General features: G+C 36.3%; 19 protein-coding genes, 1 tRNA gene and 1 pseudogene. 14 read left to right on the top strand and 7 right to left on the bottom strand.

Going from position 1 to position 22,722, the window contains the following annotated elements:
* The 3 genes from A9G24_RS04015 to A9G24_RS12460 all read right to left on the bottom strand — a co-directional run.
* On the bottom strand, positions 1-2,409 hold a 2,409-nt coding region (locus A9G24_RS04015), incomplete at its 3' end, for a type VI secretion system Vgr family protein (RefSeq protein WP_065637881.1).
* A 487-nt stretch (positions 2,410-2,896) separates the two neighbouring features.
* Entirely contained in the window at positions 2,897-3,382 is a 486-nt protein-coding gene (locus A9G24_RS04010) for a hypothetical protein (RefSeq protein WP_065637880.1), read from the bottom strand.
* A 223-nt stretch (positions 3,383-3,605) separates the two neighbouring features.
* Positions 3,606-3,836 carry a hypothetical protein gene (locus tag A9G24_RS12460; protein ID WP_065637879.1) on the bottom strand — a complete coding sequence of 77 codons (231 nt, stop codon included), beginning with the start codon at positions 3,834-3,836 and terminating at the stop codon, positions 3,606-3,608.
* Positions 3,837-4,122: 286 nt separating this feature from the next.
* Here A9G24_RS12460 and recC point away from each other — a divergent pair, with 286 nt between their 5' ends.
* The 14 genes from recC (at position 4,123) to lysS (ending at position 20,836) form a co-directional block, all read left to right on the top strand.
* A complete protein-coding gene (gene recC / locus A9G24_RS04000; protein ID WP_065637878.1) occupies positions 4,123-7,329 on the top strand; it encodes an exodeoxyribonuclease V subunit gamma in 3,207 nt (1,068 codons plus the stop codon).
* Between the two features lie 12 nt (positions 7,330-7,341).
* Entirely contained in the window at positions 7,342-8,133 is a 792-nt protein-coding gene (locus A9G24_RS03995; RefSeq protein ID WP_065637877.1) for a TatD family hydrolase, read from the top strand.
* A gap of 341 nt (positions 8,134-8,474) precedes the next feature.
* On the top strand, positions 8,475-9,878 hold the full coding sequence (locus A9G24_RS03990; RefSeq protein ID WP_065637876.1) for a DHA2 family efflux MFS transporter permease subunit: 1,404 nt from the start codon (positions 8,475-8,477) through the stop codon (positions 9,876-9,878).
* A 4-nt stretch (positions 9,879-9,882) separates the two neighbouring features.
* Positions 9,883-10,515 (top strand): MBL fold metallo-hydrolase, encoded by a 633-nt coding sequence (locus A9G24_RS03985; RefSeq protein WP_065637875.1) that lies wholly within the window; start codon positions 9,883-9,885, stop codon positions 10,513-10,515.
* A gap of 153 nt (positions 10,516-10,668) precedes the next feature.
* Positions 10,669-11,256 carry a biotin transporter BioY gene (locus tag A9G24_RS03980; protein ID WP_065637874.1) on the top strand — a complete coding sequence of 196 codons (588 nt, stop codon included), beginning with the start codon at positions 10,669-10,671 and terminating at the stop codon, positions 11,254-11,256.
* On the top strand, positions 11,240-11,821 hold the full coding sequence (locus A9G24_RS13020) for a YiiX/YebB-like N1pC/P60 family cysteine hydrolase (RefSeq protein WP_218056206.1): 582 nt from the start codon (positions 11,240-11,242) through the stop codon (positions 11,819-11,821). Before A9G24_RS03980 ends, A9G24_RS13020 begins: the two co-directional genes overlap by 17 nt.
* 80 nt (positions 11,822-11,901) lie before the next feature.
* Positions 11,902-11,977 (top strand) — tRNA-Asn (locus A9G24_RS03975).
* 316 nt (positions 11,978-12,293) lie between these two features.
* The gene (locus A9G24_RS03970; RefSeq protein ID WP_065637873.1) at positions 12,294-14,330 is read left to right on the top strand and encodes an HsdM family class I SAM-dependent methyltransferase; all 2,037 of its coding nucleotides are present in this window, start codon (positions 12,294-12,296) and stop codon (positions 14,328-14,330) included.
* Positions 14,270-15,478, top strand: coding sequence for a restriction endonuclease subunit S (locus A9G24_RS03965; protein WP_218056205.1), 1,209 nt, complete (start codon positions 14,270-14,272; stop codon positions 15,476-15,478). Before A9G24_RS03970 ends, A9G24_RS03965 begins: the two co-directional genes overlap by 61 nt.
* A gap of 172 nt (positions 15,479-15,650) precedes the next feature.
* Entirely contained in the window at positions 15,651-16,379 is a 729-nt protein-coding gene (locus A9G24_RS03960; RefSeq protein WP_065637872.1) for a type 1 glutamine amidotransferase, read from the top strand.
* A 34-nt stretch (positions 16,380-16,413) separates the two neighbouring features.
* Positions 16,414-17,241, top strand: a complete 828-nt coding sequence (locus A9G24_RS03955; protein ID WP_065637871.1) for a VanW family protein — start codon at positions 16,414-16,416, stop codon at positions 17,239-17,241.
* Positions 17,242-17,377: 136 nt separating this feature from the next.
* Complete coding sequence (locus A9G24_RS03950) at positions 17,378-18,004, top strand: Fe-Mn family superoxide dismutase (RefSeq protein WP_065637870.1); 627 nt, start codon at positions 17,378-17,380, stop codon at positions 18,002-18,004.
* 185 nt (positions 18,005-18,189) lie between these two features.
* Positions 18,190-19,288, top strand: a protein-coding gene (gene prfB, locus A9G24_RS03945) for a peptide chain release factor 2 (RefSeq protein ID WP_141673053.1) whose coding sequence is annotated in 2 segments (ribosomal slippage) — positions 18,190-18,264 and positions 18,266-19,288 — 1,098 coding nt in all. Because the reading frame shifts where the segments join, the coding sequence is not laid out codon by codon here.
* Positions 19,289-19,318: 30 nt separating this feature from the next.
* Positions 19,319-20,836 carry a lysine--tRNA ligase gene (gene lysS, locus A9G24_RS03940; protein ID WP_065637868.1) on the top strand — a complete coding sequence of 506 codons (1,518 nt, stop codon included), beginning with the start codon at positions 19,319-19,321 and terminating at the stop codon, positions 20,834-20,836.
* Between the two features lie 365 nt (positions 20,837-21,201).
* Here the strand turns inward: lysS and A9G24_RS13310 are convergent, their stop codons facing one another.
* The 4 genes and pseudogenes from A9G24_RS13310 to A9G24_RS03930 form a co-directional block, all read right to left on the bottom strand.
* On the bottom strand, positions 21,202-21,381 hold the full coding sequence (locus A9G24_RS13310) for an integrase core domain-containing protein (RefSeq protein ID WP_442902751.1): 180 nt from the start codon (positions 21,379-21,381) through the stop codon (positions 21,202-21,204).
* A 44-nt stretch (positions 21,382-21,425) separates the two neighbouring features.
* Positions 21,426-21,626, bottom strand: a complete 201-nt coding sequence (locus tag A9G24_RS13145; protein WP_065637867.1) for a hypothetical protein — start codon at positions 21,624-21,626, stop codon at positions 21,426-21,428.
* A pseudogene (locus A9G24_RS12660) lies at positions 21,595-21,687 on the bottom strand (transposase); the annotation flags it as partial. The gene A9G24_RS13145 and the pseudogene A9G24_RS12660, both read right to left, overlap by 32 nt.
* Before the next feature lie 384 nt (positions 21,688-22,071).
* The coding region (locus A9G24_RS03930; protein ID WP_065637866.1) for an IS3 family transposase at positions 22,072-22,722 on the bottom strand (651 nt) is incomplete at its 5' end.

The raw sequence follows: 22,722 nt of genomic DNA, 5'->3' as shown, positions 1-22,722 counted from the left end.
CACATTACACTTAAGATAGATATTATCCTGTGTGCCCAGTTCGATGCCTTCACTGCTGATTTTGATATAAGAGCCACCACAGATGAGCGTTATCTCTTTGGCTGCTGTTATCTGCGTTTTACCATCCACGCTATCCACTTTGATATCTTGCTTGGCAGCCATATTGAGGTTGGCATTTTGGGCTTGCACCTCAATATCACCTTGGTTGGCAAACAGTTTCATGCCCGCTTTTTGCGCAAATAAACCAATCGCTTCGCCCGATGAAACAGTGACGTTGTTTAAAGCGTTGATATCGGTTTGATTTTCGCTGGTTAAGGTGAGGCTGCTCGCTGTTGTCAGTTGAATATTTTCAGGGCTGGTTAGGGCGATGCCTTCTTGCGCATAGGCCAGTAGGCCACTTTGGGTTAGCTGAGTTAAGTTGGCTTTAAGTTGCGCTTGGCTGTCGGTATCGGCGCTGTGCGCTTCGGACTGGGTGGCGGCATTTTGTAGTGCTTTGGCAATAGAGAGGGCATTTTCAAGTTGGCTTATTGCCGCTTGCATATCCAGTTGTTTACCTTGCGCTTTCGGCTGGGTTTGCGTGGTTAAGTATAAGCCTCTATTGGCGGCAATCGCGCCCCATTCGTCGGTGCGTAGTTCAAACCCTTCGCCACGTTGGCTTTTTTTATTATCGACCAAATGCCCCAAATTAAGTTGAGTTTTGCCGTATTCGGTGGCCAGTTTGATGTGCTCTTGCCCACGTTTGTCATCCATGCGCAGTTTGTTATTAGCCGGCGTGCGAATCACATTGCGGTGTTTGTTAATGGTGGTGACAAGGTCGGGGTGAGCACTGTCATGCATCGCATGGGCGATATACGGCCTATCGGGATTGCCGTTCATAAAGGCGATGGCGACTTCAGTGCCGTCAATTAACGGAAAGTGAAAGCCATAGGTGTTGCCCGCATACGGTTTGGCTAAACGTACCCATAAGCTTTCCGTGCCACTTTTCCACTCTTTTAAATCAAAGTTAAATTTAACCCGATAGCGCCCTTGCGGGTCAATATAGCCATAGGTGTCATGATTAGCACTGGTGACACGGGCAGGTAAAGTGCCACTAACTTGTGGCCAGCGTATAGGCGCAGGGCGATAGGGTTTTAAGGCTTGATAGGGAATGGCGGTAAAGGTGAGTTCATAAGCATCAGTGCGGTTACCCTGCCCTTGTACACTTAAAATAATCACACCGTCATTGATATCCGCCAGCGGACTGCCGTTGAGGTTAATCCATTGGCCGGGAGCAAGGTTATAGTGATTACTCTTGCCTTTGAGAATAATTTGCTGGCTAATAGCTTGTTCATGGCGAATACGGGCATACCACTGACCGCTTTCAATCTGATTCTCGTCATGCCTGTGATTCTCATTAGGATTATTGCCGTTATCACGATTAACATGGTTATCATCGTTATCGTTATTATCGCCACTATCTTGCGGTTTTTTTTGTCCGTTACTCTCTAAGCCTTTATAGTGCTCAGCATAGCGATAGTCGCTGCCATAGGTGGTAAGGTCTTTAGGTTGGGTGTTAACTTCCCCTTGTAAATGTGCCAAGGCATCACGGTAGTTATCGTCTTGTACCTTGACTGAGGAGACCACTACTTCGCTATGCAGGCTGATATCCCACACACTTTCAACGCCCGTATCTGCCATGCCACTGGGCGGTTTATAGTCAATATTAGCCACCTGCGCATAACCTTGTTCATAATCACTTAACACCATTACATCACAGTGGTGCTCGGCGTGCGTTTCAAAGCGAAACCAGATACCGACATCGGCCAATAAGCGTTGAATAAATTCAAGGTCACTTTCTTGCCACTGCGTGATAAACTCCCGCTCAGGATAGCTGTCTTTTAACTCTAAACGGTAATCAATGCCCGTCAAACCATGACTGCGTAGCACTTCTTCAACCACACTCACCACACTTTGCTGTTGAAATATGGCATTATGTTGCCCCACTGCGAGCCGTGCTAAGCACGATGATAACACCACTTGATAATGGGATTCCTCTTTATTGACGGATAACTGACTAAACTCAGTAATCACCCCATGCAAGGTGCGTTTATTCGTCAACGTGGGCAAATCACTTAATGAGCGGATAGCGGAAGTTAATGGTTTATTGATAACGGGATTAAAGGAGAAGGTCGATTTTTGATTAAGAAAGGAATCAGGCGATAAGGTTTTGTCAGTACTGGTAAAGGAGATTACATAACGCCAAGGCTGGTTTAACGACTCATCACCCTCAACATGTAAAACCGAAATCGCCGCGCCCAGCCCGTCAACCGTTAAGGTATAGCGATTATGGCTAACGCCCCCTAAGCCCGCCATTAAATCACTAAACCCGTCACCGAGCTGGCTCAGAAGACGATTAAGTTCATTTGACATGTTTTCCTCCTCCTTATATCCATTTTATAAAAATTAATCGGTGTTATTTTTAGTTATTTTTTTATTTAACACTGATATTTTCATCATTAAGTTCAAATAACAGACAGCTGAGCTAAAAATTGTACACTGTTTTAGTGTGAAATTTAATCTTTTTTTAAAAAATGGTTAAATAAATATTGTTTAATATGAATAATTTCAGTGAGTTAAACCAGTAACTGATAGTGGCTTAAAGCCTTTGTTGAATAAGCGATTTAAGCAACGTTATGCTTTATTAGTTATATTTTTTAACTAATTAAATTTAAAATGATTTTATGCTGAAACGGTATAGAATCCTGAATATTTTTTACAAGAATTCAGTAATTCTTAATAAAGAAGATAGCTCTTTTATTTATAACTAGTTATCAAATATAAGAAATTTAAAAATAAGTTGGAAAAATAAAGGAAACGCTATAATCATAAAGTATAAACAACTCGGGGGGGCTACATATCATTTTTCAATGAAATCTTGATATATTTCAATTAAATTATCATTTTCGCTCTTTTGGCATTTATCCATTAATTTGATTTTTAGGTCTGAGAAATTTAAATATTGCAGTAATTCAGCTAATCTTCGGAATATAAAGTCATCAAAAGAATCAAGGTCATTATCTAACAGACTAGATAATTTATTTTTTACGATTTTATTCTCTTTAAGCTTGATCAATATATCTCTAGCCATAGGAATATTATCAATATTGCCATCTATTGATATATCTATAATTATGGGGATTAATATTTCTAATTCTTCGTCATTAAAATCATCATCTCTTATAAACCTTAATGCTGTTCCTTGTTCTGATAATGTATTGAGTGCTAATAGTAATTGCTTAAAAAAACATTTTGATTTTCTAAAATAATATTTAGAAGAAAATAGATTTGTTTCGGATTCTTTTAAATGAAGCCATTCTCTAGAAAATTTTGTATTATCTATCATGTTGTTAACACCACGCGACCAAGGAATTGAGTTAATAGAGTTCTTTAATTGCATCTATCAACATAGCCTGTGTCAGTCCAGCTATTTACGATCTACTTTTAAATTATCTTTCGATACAAAATAAACATCGCTCCCCCCTGCTGAACAAAATTCAGTAATATCATTTTCGTTAACTTCTACAGCATCATCTTTAGTTATTACTTGATAGCTATTGCCATTATCATCATAAAAAAACAAAGTGATAAATTTGATTATATAAACCTTTTTTTATTTCCTCTGAAGCCAATTGTGTTATTTTGGTTTTCGATTCATCCAAGTCTTGAATATCCACTATCTTTTCATTTTTCATCCAAACCTCGGTCATGTTCATAGGCCAAGTATAACAATTAGGTCCTTTGGCTAAAGATACTAATGGCCACAACATTAATAATATTAGTATAGATAGTTTTTTCATATTATTACCTAAATTGATTTCTTGCAGATTAAGCCGCAAAGTATACCATGTGAAAATTAGGCTGTAACTATAGGCTGTTGATCTTTAAATAAAAAGATATAAAAATGTTGTTATATAAAAGAAATCTAGCCATTCTCACTTCATGTAAATATTTGTTAAGGCAAATAGTCATTATTACTCGTTAATAGCTATTTTACTTATAAAGTTGACACTAGAATAGCAACTAGATTTATTAGTAACGATCAGCGATAATCTTAATCTTCTTTTATCAATAATTAGTGTTATTATGTTTACCATTTATCATTCAAATCAGGTCGATTTACTCAAGACGCTATTGAGTGAATTAATGCGCAGACAACCATTAGAGGATGTATTTACACCTGATGTAGTGATGGTGCAAAGCCAAGGTATGGCACAATGGTTGCAAATTGCGTTAGCGGATGAACTGGGTATTGTAGCTAATGTTGATTTTCTTTTTCCAACTCAATTTATTTGGCAACTTTATCAAAAATTATTGCCCGATGCCCCCATTGAAAATAGTTATAGTATTGAATCAATGAGTTGGCGTTTGTATTATTTATTGCCCCAAGTTATTGAACAACCTGAGTTTAGCGCACTTAAACATTATCTGGATATTGATAAACAAGATAAAAAACGATATCAGCTTGCAACGCGTATTGCACGATTATTTGACCAATACTTAGTTTATCGCCCTGATTGGCTAGCAAAATGGGAAGCCAATCGTACTGTTAGCGAATTAAATCATCATTCTGATGAAAGATGGCAAGCAGAACTGTGGCGAAAGCTAATATCCATCAGTCAACCTTATCATCGTGCTAATATTTATCAACAAATGCTTGAAATTTTGTTAGATAATAACTTTGATCGTTCACGTTTAGATGCATTACCTAATCGTATTTTTATTTTTGGTATTACTTCTCTTCCTCCTATTTATCTTTCGTTACTATCAGCACTTGGGCAACATATTGATGTCCATTTGATGTTTAACAATCCGTGTAAATGGTATTGGGGAGATGTTGTTGAAAAGCAGTTGTCAGATATATTCAATACCCCCGATAAAATACCCAATCCGCTTTTAACCTCGTGGGGAAAACTAGGTCGTGATAATCTGTTCCTGTTACAGGAATTTAATAATAAACAAGATATTGAAGCTTTTGTCGATCAGGGGCGATCTTGTTTATTAAATGCCATTCAGCAAGATATTTTAGATCTGTATCAAAACGATTTTGGTAATGAGCATATTGCAGTAACAGACAAGTCAATTTCGTTTCATGCTTGCCATAGTGAGCAACGTGAAGTTGAAGTATTGTATGATTATCTGCTATCAGTTTTTGACGCAGATCCCACCCTAGAATTACGCGATTGCATAGTTATGGTGTCGGATATTGATAAGTATGTGCCTTATATTCGAGCTGTTTTTGGTAATGCTTATGAGAAGCGCTATTTACCTTTTACTATTTCAGATCAAAAAGCACGAAATATTGATCCGATTGTTCAAGGTTTTTTTGCTATTTTAAATTTCCCAAATAGTCGATTTACAGCAGAAGAACTCTTTAATTTGCTTGAGATCCCAGCTGTTTCTGAAAAATTTGCAATTAATCAATCACAGCTAACCTTGTTGAGGACTTGGATTGTTGAGTCAGGCATTCGTTTTGGGCTTGATAGTGCACATAGTTGGTTATTTGGGCTTGAACGGTTATTACTTGGCTATACGATGAGTAGTGAGCATGGGGGGTGGCAACAGATATTACCTTATGATGGTGCAACCGGTTTAGATGCCGAATTAATCGGTCAATTAGCCGAATTTATTAAAGTGGTAAATAAGTGGTTTGTTATCTTAAACGAAGAAAAACTGCTCATTGATTGGCAGCCTTGTTGTCTTGAATTAATTAATGATTTTTTTGTCAGCAATTCACAACGTGAATCCATTTTATTGATGATAGCACAAGAGTGGCAAGCGTTGATTAATAGTGGTCTGTCAGCCAATTATATGGAAAATATTTCTATCACGATTTTGCATGATGCCATGCAATCACGCTTAGAACAAAATCATTTAGCACATCGTTTTTTAGTCGGTAAGATAAACTTTTGTACCATGATGCCAATGCGCTCCATTCCCTTTAAAGTTGTTTGTTTATTGGGAATGAATGACGGAGATTATCCAAGAACGTCGCTTCCACTTGACTTTGATTTAATCGCACAGCATCCAAGACGAGGCGATCGCAGTCGTCGCACCGATGATCGTTACCTTTTTTTAGAGGCAATTTTATCTGCACAAAAACAGCTGTATATTAGTTATATTGGTCGTGAGATGAAAGATAACAGTGAACGTTATCCCTCTATACTAGTTAATGAACTTTGGGATTATATTGCCCAATATTATAATATACCCATAAACACGGTTAGTTCTGCTAACAGCTTGGATTTTTTACGTGTAAACCATACACGCACACCCTTTAATCCTCAAAATTTTTTACAGGAACCCAAAAGCTATGCCGATGAGTGGTTACCTGCGGCATTACAACAAGGTGAAAGCCAATTATTTATTAGTGAAATACCTGTTATTGATGTCGATAATATCAATCTCGATGAATTAAAACGATTTTACCAACACTCTATTCGGTTTTTTTTACAAAAACGGTTTAATTTTTATATCAATTATCTAGATGATACCTTACCCGATGCCGAAAATTTTAATCTTGATAGTTTAAAACGTTATCAATTGAACTTGCTGATTTTAAATCAGCTGATCAGCAATGAACCGCAACAATTCGATGATTTTTTTCAACGTTTAGCGTTAACGGGTGAATTACCAGATGGTGCCTTTGGTGAAATTATTTATGATAAACAAGTCGAATCATTGCAACCATTAGCGAATAAAATTAACCAAGAACGATTGGTTATGACAACGCAAGAGGTCAATTTAACTATTTTGACCAATGGGCAACATGTCCAATTACAAGGTTGGTTAACCCATGTGCAAGAAGACGGTATATTGGCATGGCGTCCTGCAAAACTGTCGATTCGAGATGGTATTTCACTGTGGATTGATCATTTGGTTTATTGTATCTTAAATCCAGATCAAGTTGAAAATCAAAGCCGCCTCTATGGCCGGGAAGATACTGAGTGGCGTTTTTTACACTTACCCCATGATAAAGCAATTGCGATATTAACCACATTAGTGGAGGGTTATTTACACGGTATTAATCAGCCTTTATTATTGCCAGTGCAAAGTGCATGGAGTTGGTTAATGGCTGCTTATAATAAAAAAACCGGTGAGATTGTCGCGAGCGATAAAGCTAACAATCAGCTTTTAAATACTTGGCAAGGCGAATTTAACCGATCTGCTGAGTGCGACAGTTATTATACTCGCCTTTATCCTGACTTAACGGATACATTAATTGAACAAATTATATTTGCTTGCCAGCGGTTTTTATTGCCTATTTTATTACATCAAACAACGGTAAAATAAGGGGAGCGTATTATGTTTATTGATACACATTGTCATTTTGATTTTCCACCTTTTACCGATTATCTTGCCGATTCAATAGATAAGATTCGCCAAGCGGATATTGTTGGGTTAATCATACCTGCAGTTAGTGCTAACTATTTTGATACTGTTTTACAACTAACGAATAATTACCATGAACTCTATGCCGCTTTGGGATTGCATCCTATTTATCAACATACCATAGCTGATTTAGATCGGTTAACCGATATCGTTAAAACGAAACCTAAAAAATTAATTGCCATTGGTGAAATCGGACTCGATCGCTATGATTTACGTATTGATTGGCAACAGCAATTATTATTTTTTAGATCACAATTAGCGCTTGCCAAAAAGTTTGATTTACCCGTTTTGATTCATTCACGCAAAGCGCACGATATTATGTACCACGAATTACACCGAGCCAACTTACCTTGTCGTGGTGTAATACATGGATTTTCAGGTAGCTATCAGCAAGCCATGCAATTTGTTAAGCTGGGTTATTATATTGGTGTAGGTGGCGTAATTAGTTATGAACGAGCGAACAAAACTCGCAATACGATTGCTCAATTACCGTTAGAAAGTCTTGTGCTTGAAACTGATGCCCCCGATATGCCATTAAGTGGCCGCCAAGGACAAATAAATCGCCCTGAATATATCGCTGAAGTATTTAAAATTTTGACCCAATTACGCAATGAATCAGCAGATCACATACTGAACACGATTTTAACAAATACCTTAACGCTATTTAGTAGCATTAATAGAATAAAAATCACACAAAGCAACTAAAATCACTTTATTATTATAGAATGATTTTATTAAACTCATCGCAGGTTTATATGATCAGACTATGTAATCAGCTGTTTGTTTTCTCTATATCCCCTCTTTTATCAGCACTGCCTGCTGTAGTATTTTCGGTTTGGCACAATAATTTAGGTTGATTACTAGCTGGCTATTGGCAAGATAGACCTGTTAAAAATAAGAAAAAAACCAATAATTAATAAATAATATTGTAAAATGGCATTCATCTGCTCTCTTTCTTCATAAAATAGGTAGTAAGAGAGCTTAATTTTCCGAGCTTATATTCAACCGCTCACCTAGCATTTAAATTAATTTCAGGCCAAATTAAAATGAATAGCGAATTACAGTTACCGCCTTTTGTTTATCGAATATTACCATGGATTGCAGCATTTGCATTTTTTATGCAATCGCTTGATACCTCGATATTAAACACTGCGCTTCCCACGATGGCAAAAGATCTTAATGAATCACCCTTAAATATGCAATCGGCAGTGATAAGTTATGCTTTAACCCTAGCATTATTTATTCCAGTCAGTGGCTTTTTATCGGATAAATTTGGCACTAGAAATATTTTTGTGATGGCTGTCTCACTGTTCACACTTGGCTCATTGCTTTGTGCTTTATCCAATTCATTAATTTTTTTAGATATCTCGCGTGTTATTCAAGGTATTGGTGGCTCAATGATGGTACCGATATCACGTTTAGTATTAATTAAATCTTTTAAGCGTAGTGATTTTTTAGCCGCCTTAAATACTGCCACCATTCCCGGTTTAATTGGACCTATTTTGGGACCGGTATTAGGGGGATATTTGGTTGATATGGTGAGTTGGCATTGGGTGTTTTTTATTAATTTACCCATTGGTATTTTAGGCGTGATAATTAGTTGGAAATATATGCCGAATCTAAAGGGTGAACGCATGCCTTTTGATCTGTTTGGCTTTATATTTATTGTGATTGCCTTTATTAGTGCCACTTTAAGTGTAGAGGTTTTAAACCAAAATCAAACATATTATTTTTCATTGCTACTTGCCGCAATCAGCTTCTTTTTTTTACTTATCTATTATGGGTATGCCAAAAAGAAACCAACACCATTATTTCCCCTATCACTTTTTAAGATTCATACGTTCAAAATAGGCATTATTGGCAATTTAATTTGCCGATTAGGTATATCTGGCGTACCTTTTCTAATTCCCTTGTTATTACAGGTCGGTTTTGGCTACTCGGCTATTTTTGCCGGTGTGATGCTAATGCCAATGGCTATTGCTTCAATTTGTACTCGAATCGTTATTCCTCGTATTTTAGCTCGTTTAGGCTATCGTTTTGTGCTCGTTGCTAATACCATTTTAGCGGGCGTGATGATTATTTTAATGTCTCTACTAAATTTATCAACACCCCTTATCTTAATCAGTTTATTGCTATTTTGTATCGGTGGTATCAATTCTATGCAATATACCGCGATGAATAGCATAACCTTAGCGAACTTAGAAAACGAAAATACAAGTAGTGGCAATAGTTTAATGGCAGTGAATCAACAACTTGCTATTAGTTTTGGTACAGGATTTGGTGCAGTTTTACTGCGATTAATTAGCAACTCAGCTAGTACTATTCACGCATTTCAATTAACATTTGTTATACTCGGTGTGGTTACAGTGCTATCAAGCATTATTTTTGCGCAACTAAAAAAAGAAGATGGCCAAAATCTAATCACCCATAACCAAGAAACAAGGAGATAAGTATATGTTTCAGTATCAAATCATCCCAGTTACCGCTTTTCAAGAAAACTGTAGCATTATTTGGTGTGATCAAACCATGGAAGGCGCATTGATTGATCCTGGCGGTGAACCAGAACTACTGAAAAAAGCCGTTGAAAAACTGGGCGTAAATATTAAACAGATTTTATTAACCCATGGACATTTGGATCATGTTGGTGCGGCAACCACATTAGCTCAACATTATAATGTAAAGATTATTGGACCAAGCCAAGAAGATGAATTTTTGCTAACAAATTTACCACAGCAATGCGTACAATTTGGTTTTCCTTATACGGATAGCTTTTTACCTGATCGTTGGCTAAAAGAAGGCGACCAGATTCAAGTAGGTAACATCACCCTTGATGTCCTTTTTTGCCCTGGCCATACTCCAGGACATATTGTTTTTATTAATCATTTTGATAAACTGGCTTTTGTCGGCGATGTATTATTTAAAGGCAGTATCGGACGAACTGATTTTCCTCGAGGCAATCATACCGATTTAATTGCATCAATCACTAACAAATTATTACCTCTTGGTGATGACTTTATTTTTGTGCCAGGACACGGCCCAATGTCAAGTTTTGGTCATGAACGAATCAGCAATCCTTACTTAGTTTAAGCAAAACCTTGTTTTTTGCTATCCCGCTCTTTATCTTAGAGTGAGATAGCAACAATTTAATCTTAGTGTAAACTTTTTATATAAAAAATAGTTTACATTGAAATACGTTGCGCTATTATAGTTCTACTATTTATGTATCAAAGGTAGAAAATAATGAAACAACAACTCACTTCGTATTATCCAACATTTATCACGACACTGGTCAATTTATCTTCTTGGCAACGTAAATTATTGGCCACCACCAGCGCAGCATTACTTTTAGGATTAGCCGCTAATATTAGTATTCCGACTTATCCTGTTCCATTTACATTACAATCATTGGCAGTATTGCTAATTGGTGCTTTTCTAGGTCGTAAATTAGGCGCATTAGCAATAATCCAATACCTTTTTTTAGGTGCGATGGGATTACCGCTATTTGCTAATGGCAGTGGTGGGATTATGGCGCTAGCATCACCTTCTTCCGGTTACTTATATGGCTATGTATTTAGTGCCTATTTAGCTGGTTTTGCAGCAGAAAAGGGGTATGATCGTCGCTTTATTTTAGGCTTAATTGCATTTGCCTTTGCACATCAATTGTTATTTGTATTTGGTGTTGTCTATTTAATGGGTTATTTGCATATTACGCTTATTGATGCGTTAAAAGTGGGTTATTTTCCATTTGTTGGTATTGATGCGCTTAAATTTATTATTGCAACTTGTGTAATGTTTTCGCTATGGCGTTATCGTGCTAAAAATCAATAATATTCAAAGCGGCGATATCATTTTCCAAAGCCTTAACGACGATAATGATTTTAGTGACGCTATAAACCGTTCTGGCGCAGTGGCTAACATGGATGAGATAACAAAAAATATCAACCATGTCGGTTTATATATTGGCAATAATAGCGTCATTGAAGCGACACAAAAATATGGCGTAATTGAACAATCTTTGCCTGACTTTGTTGGTATGGCTAGACGTAATATCATTGGTAGGATCCATGATTTAGCTATTATTCAAAATGCATTAAAGCGAGCTAAACATTGCTTAGGTTCACCTTACAATCATAGCTTTCATCCCAATGCGGAAGGTTTTTATTGCAGTGAACTGATTACTTATGCCTTTAAAACTAAACAAGGTAGTGATTATTTCGCATTATATTCAATGAATTTTAAGGATGTAACGACAAATCAAATTTTGCCTTATTGGATTGATTATTATCGCGATCTAAAACAGAGCATCCCACAACAAGAGCTCGGTTCGCATCCACAACAATTACTCAGACAAAAACACTTATTCAAGACAATCCTAACACTTGAATTATCCTAAAAGGAGGTAATTAACACAAAAAATCATTTTACTATTGACATAGCGCCATTAAATCTATAATATGCGCGCTACATTTCGGTTCCTCCATAGTTCAGTCGGTAGAACGGCGGACTGTTAATCCGTATGTCACAGGTTCAAGTCCTGTTGGAGGAGCCAATATTTATACAATATTGGCAAAGAATTTGCTAAAGTCTAATTTAAAAAAAACAATAAACAGCACAAATTAGTTAAATTTCTTTCTTTGAGTTATTCCCACATCTAGTCTTATTCATTTCATAATTAGCTAGATAATATATCTATTACGTTCAAAATAATAATCCCAATTTTTTTTAACGGCATATTATATTAAATAATATCTTATCAAAAATGTTAAGATAACCAACTTCTATAGAAGTTTATATTTACAATATATCTTCATTTCCAAATTTTACTTTGGAATTTGTAAAATTTAAGAACAAAGAGATAAAGAATAATGGTGCAATCAATCGAACCCAATATTGCGGATTTAGCTAACGGTTGGCTTAAATCATATCAATTAGACTATAAATTAGAACAAGAAGCATTAAATACTGAAATAGATAAAGCACTTTCCGATTACTTTACTAAAAACGGCGGAAGTGGTGCAAATCGCCCCGATGTGAAGTTGTTGTTACAACATGAAAATATGAATTTTTACCCTGTCCTTATTGAATATAAAGGATATAAAAATAAACTTGTAAAACTGGACAATCAAGGACAAGTTGAGAATAGAACAGCAAAAAATGAACCACATTTTAAAAATATCAATTCATATGCAGTAAACGGAGCCGTGCATTATGCTAATGCTATACTGCACCATACTAGTTACACCGATATTATCGCTATCGGAATGACCGGTTATAAAGACGAAAACGAAAAAATACAATATCAAATAGGTGTTTATTATGTTTCAAAAAGTAATTTTGGGATAGGCCAAAAAGTTGGCGAATTTTCAGATTTATCTTTTTTAAAAAGAGAAAACTTTTGTGCTTTTATCAAGCAAGTAAAATCATTAAGCCTAACACAAGAAGAGATTGAGAAACTCAAAGAACAACGTGAAAGAGAAATTAATGCGAGTCTGATAAAGCTTAATAATGATATATACCAAAATGAAAAAGGATTAGGAGAAAACGATCGAGTCTATCTGGTTGCTGCCTCCATTATTGCAACATTGGGGATACCCGGTAAAGTAGCGCCTCTTGAAAAAGAAGATTTAAAATCGTCTATCGAAAAAGGCAATACAGATGGAGATATAATTGTTCGAAAAATCAAAGCATTTTTAGAGGAAAAGAAATTACCTAATGAGAAAAAAGACCTTATTCTAAGAACTTTGCAAAATACTCTTACCACCGAAAACATCAATAAAGTCAATAATGGGGAATCTCAGTTAAAAAGAGTGTTTACTAAAATTATTGATGATTTAGGTATCTATTACAAAATCGGATTAACGACTGATTTTACGGGAAAACTCTTTAATGAAATGTATTCTTGGTTAGGTTTTACTCAAGATAAACTTAACGACGTAGTACTCACACCTTCGTATGTTGCTACCCTTTTAGTAAAATTGGCACGAATAAATAAAGACTCCTACGTTTGGGATTTTGCAACAGGATCTGCCGGCTTACTTGTTGCCGCAATGAACGAAATGTTGAATGATGCTAAAAACAGCATTACATCGCCGGATGAACTCAAGCAAAAAGAGATTCAAATAAAAGCGGAACAATTGCTGGGTTTAGAAGTCCTTTCCAGTGTATATATGTTAGCAATTTTAAATATGATCTTAATGGGGGACGGAAGCTCAAATATTTTAAATAAAAATTCCTTAACCGACTTTGATGGTAATTACGGTTTTGGAAAACCGAACGAAAAATTCCCAGCAGATGCTTTTATACTCAACCCGCCTTATTCTGCAAAAGGTAATGGTATGATTTTTGTAGAAAAAGCGCTTAGTATGATGAATAAAGGGTATGCAGCCATCATTATACAAAATTCCGCCGGTTCTGGTAAAGCAAAAGAATACAATCAAAGAATTTTAAAAAAACATACCCTTCTAGCCAGTATAAAAATGCCTATTGATTTATTTATCGGCAAATCAAGCGTACAAACAAATATCTATGTGTTTAAAATAAATGAAAAGCATGAAAAAGATGAAATGGTGAAGTTTATTGACTTCTCAAACGACGGATACACACGAACTAACCGCAAAAAAGCAAGTAACAATTTAAAAGATACAGACAGAGCAATAGAACGATATCAAGAATTAGTTAACTTGGTACGTTTTGGACGGAGTAAACTTAATATTTTTACCGATAAAGAGTATTACGAAAATACCATAGACCCTGAAAATGGCACTGATTGGAACCAAAGCGCACCAATTGATACCAAACCGACATTACAAGACTTTAAGAAAACAGTCAGCGACTACTTGGCTTGGGAAGTCTCCAATTTACTAAAGCAACAAAACAAAGAAGGGGAAAGGCTGGGAAAGTAGATGCCTCACTTAGCAAAAAGCTGCAAGAAGCTAAGTGGGGTGAATTTAAATTAGGAGATTTGTTTGATATAAAGAACACGTTAAGTTTTAACAAAGAAAAACTTACAGTTGGTAATCAATATGATTATGTTACTAGAACATCCCAAAATCAGGGAATCTTGATAGAAACAGGATATATAAATAAAGAAAATCTGAATTCATCAGGAAATTGGAGCTTAGGGCTTTTACAGATGGATTTTTTCTATCGTCAAAAGCCATGGTATGCGGGTCAATTTGTAAGAAAAATTGTGCCTAAAATTCAACTTAAGAAAAATTCTGTATTATATTTCACAGCACTTTTGAATAAACAAAAACAAAATTTATTGTCTGTGCTTGTTAGAGATGTCGATAAAACTTTCTTAAATACAATAGTTCAATTACCTATTTTAAAAGATGGTCAGATAGATTTTGATTTTATGGAAAATTTTATAGCGGAGCTAGAAGCAGAGCGTATAGCGGAGCTGGAAGCAGAGCGTATAGCGGAGCTGGAAGCCTATTTATCTGTTACAGGCTTAAAAGATTATACTTTAACAAAAGAAGAGCAACAAGCTTTAGATTATTTTGAAAGTGATCAAATAAAATTTGGGAAATACGCATATTCAACTATCTTTAATAAGATTATTCAAGGGAGAAGACTTAAAAAGGATGATCAAATCCCAGGGAAAATTCCTTTTGTTATGGCTGGTATAACTAACACTGGTGTTATAAATTATATTTCAAATCCTGTAGCAATTTTTCCTAGAAATTCAATCACAATTGATATATTTGGTAATACATTTTATCGAAATTATACTTTTGGTGCTGGTGATGATACGGGTGTATATTGGAATGATAACGTTAATTATTCGAAAAAGATAATGTTATATCTTACTGCATCAATACGTAAATCATTGGTTGGTAAATTTTCTTATGGTAAAAAATTAAGAAGCTCTCGAAGCTTAAATTTTAAAATACTTTTACCGATACAATCCAATATCCCCAACTATCAAGCAATGGAAACATTTATCTCTGCTATTCAAAAATTAGTAATTAAAGATGTTGTTTTATATGCTAATCAAAAAATTGCAGCAACAAAAATGGTGGTACAATCAGAAAATAATAAGAATTAAGACTCCCAAATATATAAAAAACATTTTATAGGCGTTTAGTCGTATTGTTTTAAGCTGTGCTTAAATACGTGCTAACCACCTATAATTTTAATGAATATAATTATCTCCACGAAAATAGTACAACCCCAAAAGTAAAAAATCTGTATTGTAAAAATTAAAGGAACCGTTATTAATGCATATACATTTTATTATTCATGAAGCTTTTGAAGCGCCTGGAGCTTATGAACAATGGGCGATAAATAATCATCACACTATAACTTATTCTCGCATTTATCTTAATGAACCGCTTCCTAATTGCATTGATGATATCGACTTTCTTATTGTTATGGGGGGGCCACAATCGCCGTCAACAACCAAACAAGAGTGTGCCCATTTTGATTCCAGAGCAGAACAAGGTGTGATCTTATCTGCGATAAAAGCGGGTAAAATGGTCATTGGTGTGTGTCTAGGTGCGCAATTAATTGGCGAAGCACTAGGGGAAAACTATGCCAAAAGCCCAGAAAAAGAGATTGGGAAGTTTCCTATTACACTAACTGAAATCGGTAAAGCAAATCCTTTATTTGCTGATTTTGGAAGTGCATTAGATGTTAGCCATTGGCACAATGATATGCCAGGTTTAACCAAAGATGCCCAAATTATTGCTTATAGTGAAGGCTGCCCTCGGCAAATCATTGCTTATAATAAATTCGTTTATGGGTTTCAATGCCATATGGAGTTCACGCCTGAAGTTGTTGAATTGCTGATTGCCCATTCGCAAAAAGAGCTTAATCAAGCTGCCAATTACCGCTTTGTTGATACGCCTGAAACGCTTCGCTCGCATGATTACACGGCAATGAATCAAAAACTTTTCGCTTTTCTCGACAAGTTGAGCCAGCACTATCAATCATCTTTAGAAAAATAACTGATTATATATTGTAGATAAGGGAATGAAAAATATGAAGGATATCATTGTCGATAAACCGATAAAACGCAGTAAATTAAGGCTGAAATTAGGCAAAGAGTATTTTATCTTAAAACGAAAATTAGATTGGTGGCGACATCGTAACATTTATAGTACTGTCGACATAAATAATAATACCTGTTGTTATTCACACAAAAAACATCAGTCTGTTTTATTAAGACCACTAAAAGATGTTGATATGTATTTACAATATAACAAGATCACGAATCTTAGATTAGCCATTGAAAAACTTAATGGTTCAATCATTAAGCCCAATCAACGTTTTTCGATCTGGCAAAAAGTAGGGCGTCCATCCAAAAAACGAGGATTTTTAGAAGGGCTATCATTACATAATGGACAGATAGGCAAAGATATTGGTGGTGGATTATGCCAATTAGGTAATTTGATTTATTGGATTGTGTTACATTCTGATCTCACCATTATGGAGCGTTGGCGGCATAGTTTTGATGTTTTCCCCGATATCAATCGTACAATTCCTTTTGCTTGTGGCGCGACCTTGTCTTATAACTATGTAGATTTACAATTACTCAATAAAACTAATACCACTTACCGGCTTAATCTTTGGCTTGATGATCAATATTTACATGGTGAATTACTTGCTAATATCCCCTTAACTCATCATTATCAAATCCTAGAAACCGATCATCGCATTGAACAACAGTGGTGGGGAGGCTACACCAGACATAATAAAATATGGCAACGCAAAACACATTTAATTGATAACCATGTCGAAGAAAAGCTCATCAGCGAAAACCATGCAATTATGATGTATACTCCATTTATAGCAAGTAATGAAAGCTAATTAGAAAAATAATCATCAGCCTAATCACAGATAGCCACTAACTATCTAAGTGATAGTTTGAGGGCTATTCTAATAGCCCGTATACTCATAAGATAAAGTAGTTGATAATACCTAATATATGAAAGGAGCAAATTTCATGGCTTATACTTTACCCCCTTTACCTTATGCTTATGATGCATTAGAACCTTATATCGATTCTGAAACAATGCATCTTCATCACGATAAACATCATCAAACCTATGTCAACAATGCCAATGCTATCGTTGAAACTTTACCTGCTGAAATTAAAGAATTTAGCCCAAGCGATTTATTAAAAAATTTAGATAAAGTGCCGGCTGATAAACTTACTGGCATTAAAAATAATGTAGGTGGTCATGTTAATCACACGCTTTTCTGGGAATTATTAAAAGTCGGTACCGAACTAAAAGGTGAACTTAAAGCTGCCATCGAAAAAGATTTTGGTTCAGTTGATGCATTTAAAGAAAAATTTGCAGCAGCGGCAGCCACTCGCTTTGGATCTGGTTGGGCTTGGTTAGTATTACAAAATGGTAAACTTGAAGTGGTTTCAACAGCTAACCAAGATTCACCATTGATGGGCGAAAAATTTGCTGGCGTTTCTGGTACACCTATCCTAACGCTTGATGTTTGGGAACATGCTTATTATTTGAAATACCAAAATCGTCGTGTTGATTACATCGGTGCATTTTGGAATGTGGTTAACTGGGATAAAGTTGCTGAGCTATACGCTGAAGCAAAAAAATAACCTAGCTTGCACTAAATATCTTCAACTAAAAAGATGGCGCTTTATGCGCTATCTTTGCTTTTCGCTGAGCACTTTATTCATCAAGTTCAAGTCAAAACGGTAATTGGCAATTGCTAAATTATGCCCAAATCCGCTACAATGAACGCTTGTAAAAAATCATAAAACTGAGCAAATCAATTTAAATCATGTTTGAAATTAATCCTGTTAAATCAAAGATAGCAGAACTTTCCGAACGCACGGCTGTGATTCGGGGGTATCTTTGACTATGATGTAAAAAAAGAACGGCTTGAAGAAGTCAATGCTGAATTAGAGCAATCCGAAGTTTGGGCCGATCCCGAAAAAGCGCAAGCGTTAGGTAAAGAGCGCGTTGCACTAGATGAAATTATCAATACTATCAATTCATTAACGCAAGGTCTTGACGATGTTGAAGGCTTACTTGAACTGGCTATTGAAGCAGAAGATCAAGAGACTTTCGATGAAGTAAACAGCGAACTTGATCAACTAGAAAAAAAACTGGCCGGCCTTGAATTTCGGCGTATGTTTTCAGGCAATTACGATAGCGCAGATTGTTATTTGGATATCCAATCAGGCTCAGGAGGCACTGAAGCACAAGATTGGGCTGAAATGTTACTTAGGATGTATTTGCGTTGGGCTGAATCAAAAGGCTTTGCAACCGACGTGATGGAAGTCTCTGATGGCGATGTTGCCGGTATTAAATCAGCAACGATTAAAGTATCGGGTGATTATGCTTACGGTTGGTTACGTACGGAAACTGGGGTGCATCGCCTTGTCCGTAAAAGCCCATTTGACTCAGGCAATCGACGCCACACCTCGTTTTCGTCAGTATTTGTTTATCCTGAAATTGATGATGATATTGATATCGACATTAACCCAGCTGATCTTCGTATTGATGTGTACCGTGCATCGGGTGCCGGTGGGCAGCATGTGAATAAAACCGAGTCTGCCGTACGTATTACCCATATTCCAACTGGTATTGTGACGCAGTGTCAAAATAACCGTTCACAACATAGCAATAAAGATCAAGCTATGAAGCAGTTAAAAGCAAAACTGTATGAGCTTGAGATGCAGAAAAAAAATGCTGAAAAACAACAGATGGAAGAAAACAAATCTGACATTGGCTGGGGCAGTCAAATTCGCTCTTACGTGCTTGATGATTCACGTATTAAAGATTTACGCACTGGCGTTGAAACGCGTAATACGCAGGCCGTATTAGATGGCGATTTAGATCAATTTATTGAAGAAAGCTTAAAAGCAGGCTTATAAACCGCTTGGCTATAAATAAAAGGTAAAACTATGTCAACAGAGCAGCAAGATCAACAAAATCAAATTGAAGAGTTAAATAACGAACTAAAAGTACGTCGCGAAAAGCTCGCTCATCTTCGCGAACAAGGTGTTGCGTTTCCTAATGATTTTCGCCGTGATGCGATTTCAAACGATCTCCACAAACAATATGGCGATAAAACTAACGAAGAACTCATTGAAAACAAAATTACCGTAACGGTGGCAGGACGTATGATGATGCGCCGTATTATGGGGAAAGCGTCGTTTGTTTCTTTGCAAGATGTTGCTGGGCAGATCCAACTTTATGTTACCCGTGATGATCTCCCTGACGGCTTTTATAACGAGCAATTTAAAAAATGGGATTTAGGTGATATTGTCGGTGCGAAAGGTTACCTATTTAAAACGAAAACAGGCGAGCTTTCTATTCACTGTGAAGAAATTCGTTTACTAACCAAAGCGCTACGACCATTACCTGATAAGTTTCATGGACTTGCCGATCAAGAAATGCGCTATCGTCAACGTTACTTGGATCTTATCACCAATCAAGAATCAAGAGAGACGTTTAAAGCGCGTTCAAAAGTGGTTAGCGAAATCCGTAACTTTATGCTTGAAAATCACTTTATGGAAGTTGAAACCCCAATGATGCAAGTGATCCCTGGTGGCGCATCAGCTAAACCATTTATTACGCATCATAATGCGCTTGATTTAGATATGTACTTACGAATTGCACCAGAGCTTTATTTAAAACGTTTAGTGGTGGGTGGCTTTGAACGTGTCTTTGAAATTAACCGTAACTTCCGTAACGAAGGGGTATCGCCAAGACACAATCCAGAATTCACCATGATGGAAATGTATATGGCTTACGCTGACTACAAAGATCTGATTGTATTAACAGAAGCATTATTCCGTCGTTTAGCTATTGCTGTAACTGGCGATGCTGTTGTGCAATATGGCGATCATACTTTTGATTTTGGTAAACCATTTATTAAAATGACCATGCGTGAAGCGATTTGCCATTATCGTCCTGAAACCAATAATGCCGATTTAGATGATTTTGATAAAGCCTGTGCCATTGCCCAATCTATTGGCGTCAAAATTGAAAAAGGTTGGGGACTTGGTCGTGTTGTCACTGAAATTTTTGAAGAAGTGGCTGAAGCAAATTTAATTCAACCAACCTTTATTACTGAGTATCCAGCAGAAGTTTCACCTCTGGCTCGTCGTAATGATGAAAACCCATTTGTTACTGATCGATTCGAATTTTTTATTGGTGGCCGTGAAATTGGCAATGGATTCTCAGAACTCAATGATGCAGAAGATCAAGCACAACGTTTTGCAGATCAAGTATCCCAAAAAGACGCTGGCGATGATGAGGCAATGTTCTATGATGAAGATTACATTACTGCCCTTGAGCATGGTTTGCCACCAACGGCAGGACTTGGTATTGGTATCGACCGTACGGTGATGCTATTTACTAACAGCCATACTATCCGTGATGTTATTTTATTCCCGACGATGCGTCCAGTGAAATAAAGCGTTTATTGCTAAAAACACACTTATTTTCTGATAAGTGTGTTTTTATACCCAATCCCCTCCCGACTATCCTTAAAGCTTTTTTATAAATAACAGCAATAATAAAAAACAATAAGTCACAAACAGCAACTCCGTTATGTCACAAAGAAATGTGTAAAATCGATTGAACATAAAACAGCTCACGTAATGTTATATGTGAATTTTATGCCAATTGTGAAATTTTGACGTAATTGTTCGCTTATCAGGTTATTTTTGTAAAAAACTTTGAGGAATCTATACCGTTTCGTTATTAAAAATAATTTATGTTAATCCCTATATCTATCATGTAAATATCCCCAACTTAGTACAACAACTCACGTAGAAAATTAAGCTGCCTGTTTTAGTGTTTTGTATTCAATTGGTGTCATGTTATTTAATGCTTCATAAGACCTTTCTGTGTTATAAACAGTCAGCCATTCCTCGGTGGTTTTTCTTGTTTGTTCTAAATTGTCAAAAAGATATAAATCGAGCACTTCAGTGCGGTAGGTACGATTAAATTGCTCAATATAGCCATTTTGATATGGGCTATCGGACCCTGTATAATCAATGGTTATACCATGTAATTTAGCTCAGTTGGTAAAGGTTTTTCCTGTAAATTCTGGCCATTATCGACCTGTATTTTTAACGGATAGCCATGATATTCGGCCATTTTATCTAAGTAACGGGTAACTCTCCTACTGGTAAGATCGTCACAGAATGATTTTGTTGTAATTTTCCCACCATTTATAAAAAGTTGAATTCCCCATGCCATATTTACGGCACAGTTCTTTAACGGGAATATCCGCTTCAGCTTCTTTTAAAATAGCTACAATTTAATGTTCAGCCATTTTTTTCATCATTAAATCCTCTTTTACTTTTATCATAGAGAATTTTCTACTTTTTTGCTGTATTATTTTTATGGGATAGTTACAGTATGTCCGAACCTAGCACAGTTATGAATGTCGTGGTCTGCTGTTTGATTTTGCCACAGCATGGCTGCTTCAGCACAAAGTATTGTTGGCCCCCACTTACATCCTAACTAAGATCATGGGTGAAATCTGTGAAAAGAAAAATTGGTGAGTTTATTTGAGGCATCAAGGCAACGGGTATCGTTATGGAGCAGCTGCACAAAGACCCTGTAACGATTAGTGAATTGTATTTTACGGAAGCGTTGGAATGTAAATACCCCAAACTTAGTACACAACTTACGTAGAAAATTAAGCTGCCTGTTTTAATGTTTTATACTCAATCGGTGTCATGTTATTTAATGCCTCATGCGGTCTTTCGGTGTTATACACTGTTAGCCATTCTTCGGTTACCTTTCTTGCTTGTTCTAGATTATTAAAAAGATATAAATCGAGTACTTCAGTACGATAGGTACGATTAAATCGTTCAATATAGCCATTTTGATAAGGGCTACCGGGCTGGATATAATCAATGGCTATATCATGGGATTTAGCCCAGTTTATAAAGGTTTTTCCTGTAAATTCTGGCCCATTATCGACCCGTATTTTTAATGGATAGCCATGATATTCAGCCAGTTTATCTAAGTAACGGGTAATTCTCCCTGCCGGTAAGCTTACTGCAATATCAATGCCTAGCGCCTCACGATTAAAGTCATCGATGACATTGAACGTCCTAAAGCGACGCTGATTACGACTACTGTCACTCATAAAATCCATTGACCAACATTCACCTTGTTTATTGGGGACTAATAACCTTTCTGGGTTTCGTGGAGGAATGCGCTGTTTACGCTTTACCCTGAGATTAAGCTTTAATTCACAATACACCCGATACACCCGTTTATGATTCCATTTATAGCCGAGCTTTCTGATGCGATTAAAACATTTGGGAAAGCCCCAGCGTAA

Source organism: Gilliamella sp. App6-5, from assembly GCF_001690525.1.
Taxonomy (GTDB): Bacteria; Pseudomonadota; Gammaproteobacteria; order Enterobacterales; family Orbaceae; genus Gilliamella; species Gilliamella apicola_H.
This window is presented reverse-complemented; position numbering and strand designations above follow the sequence as displayed.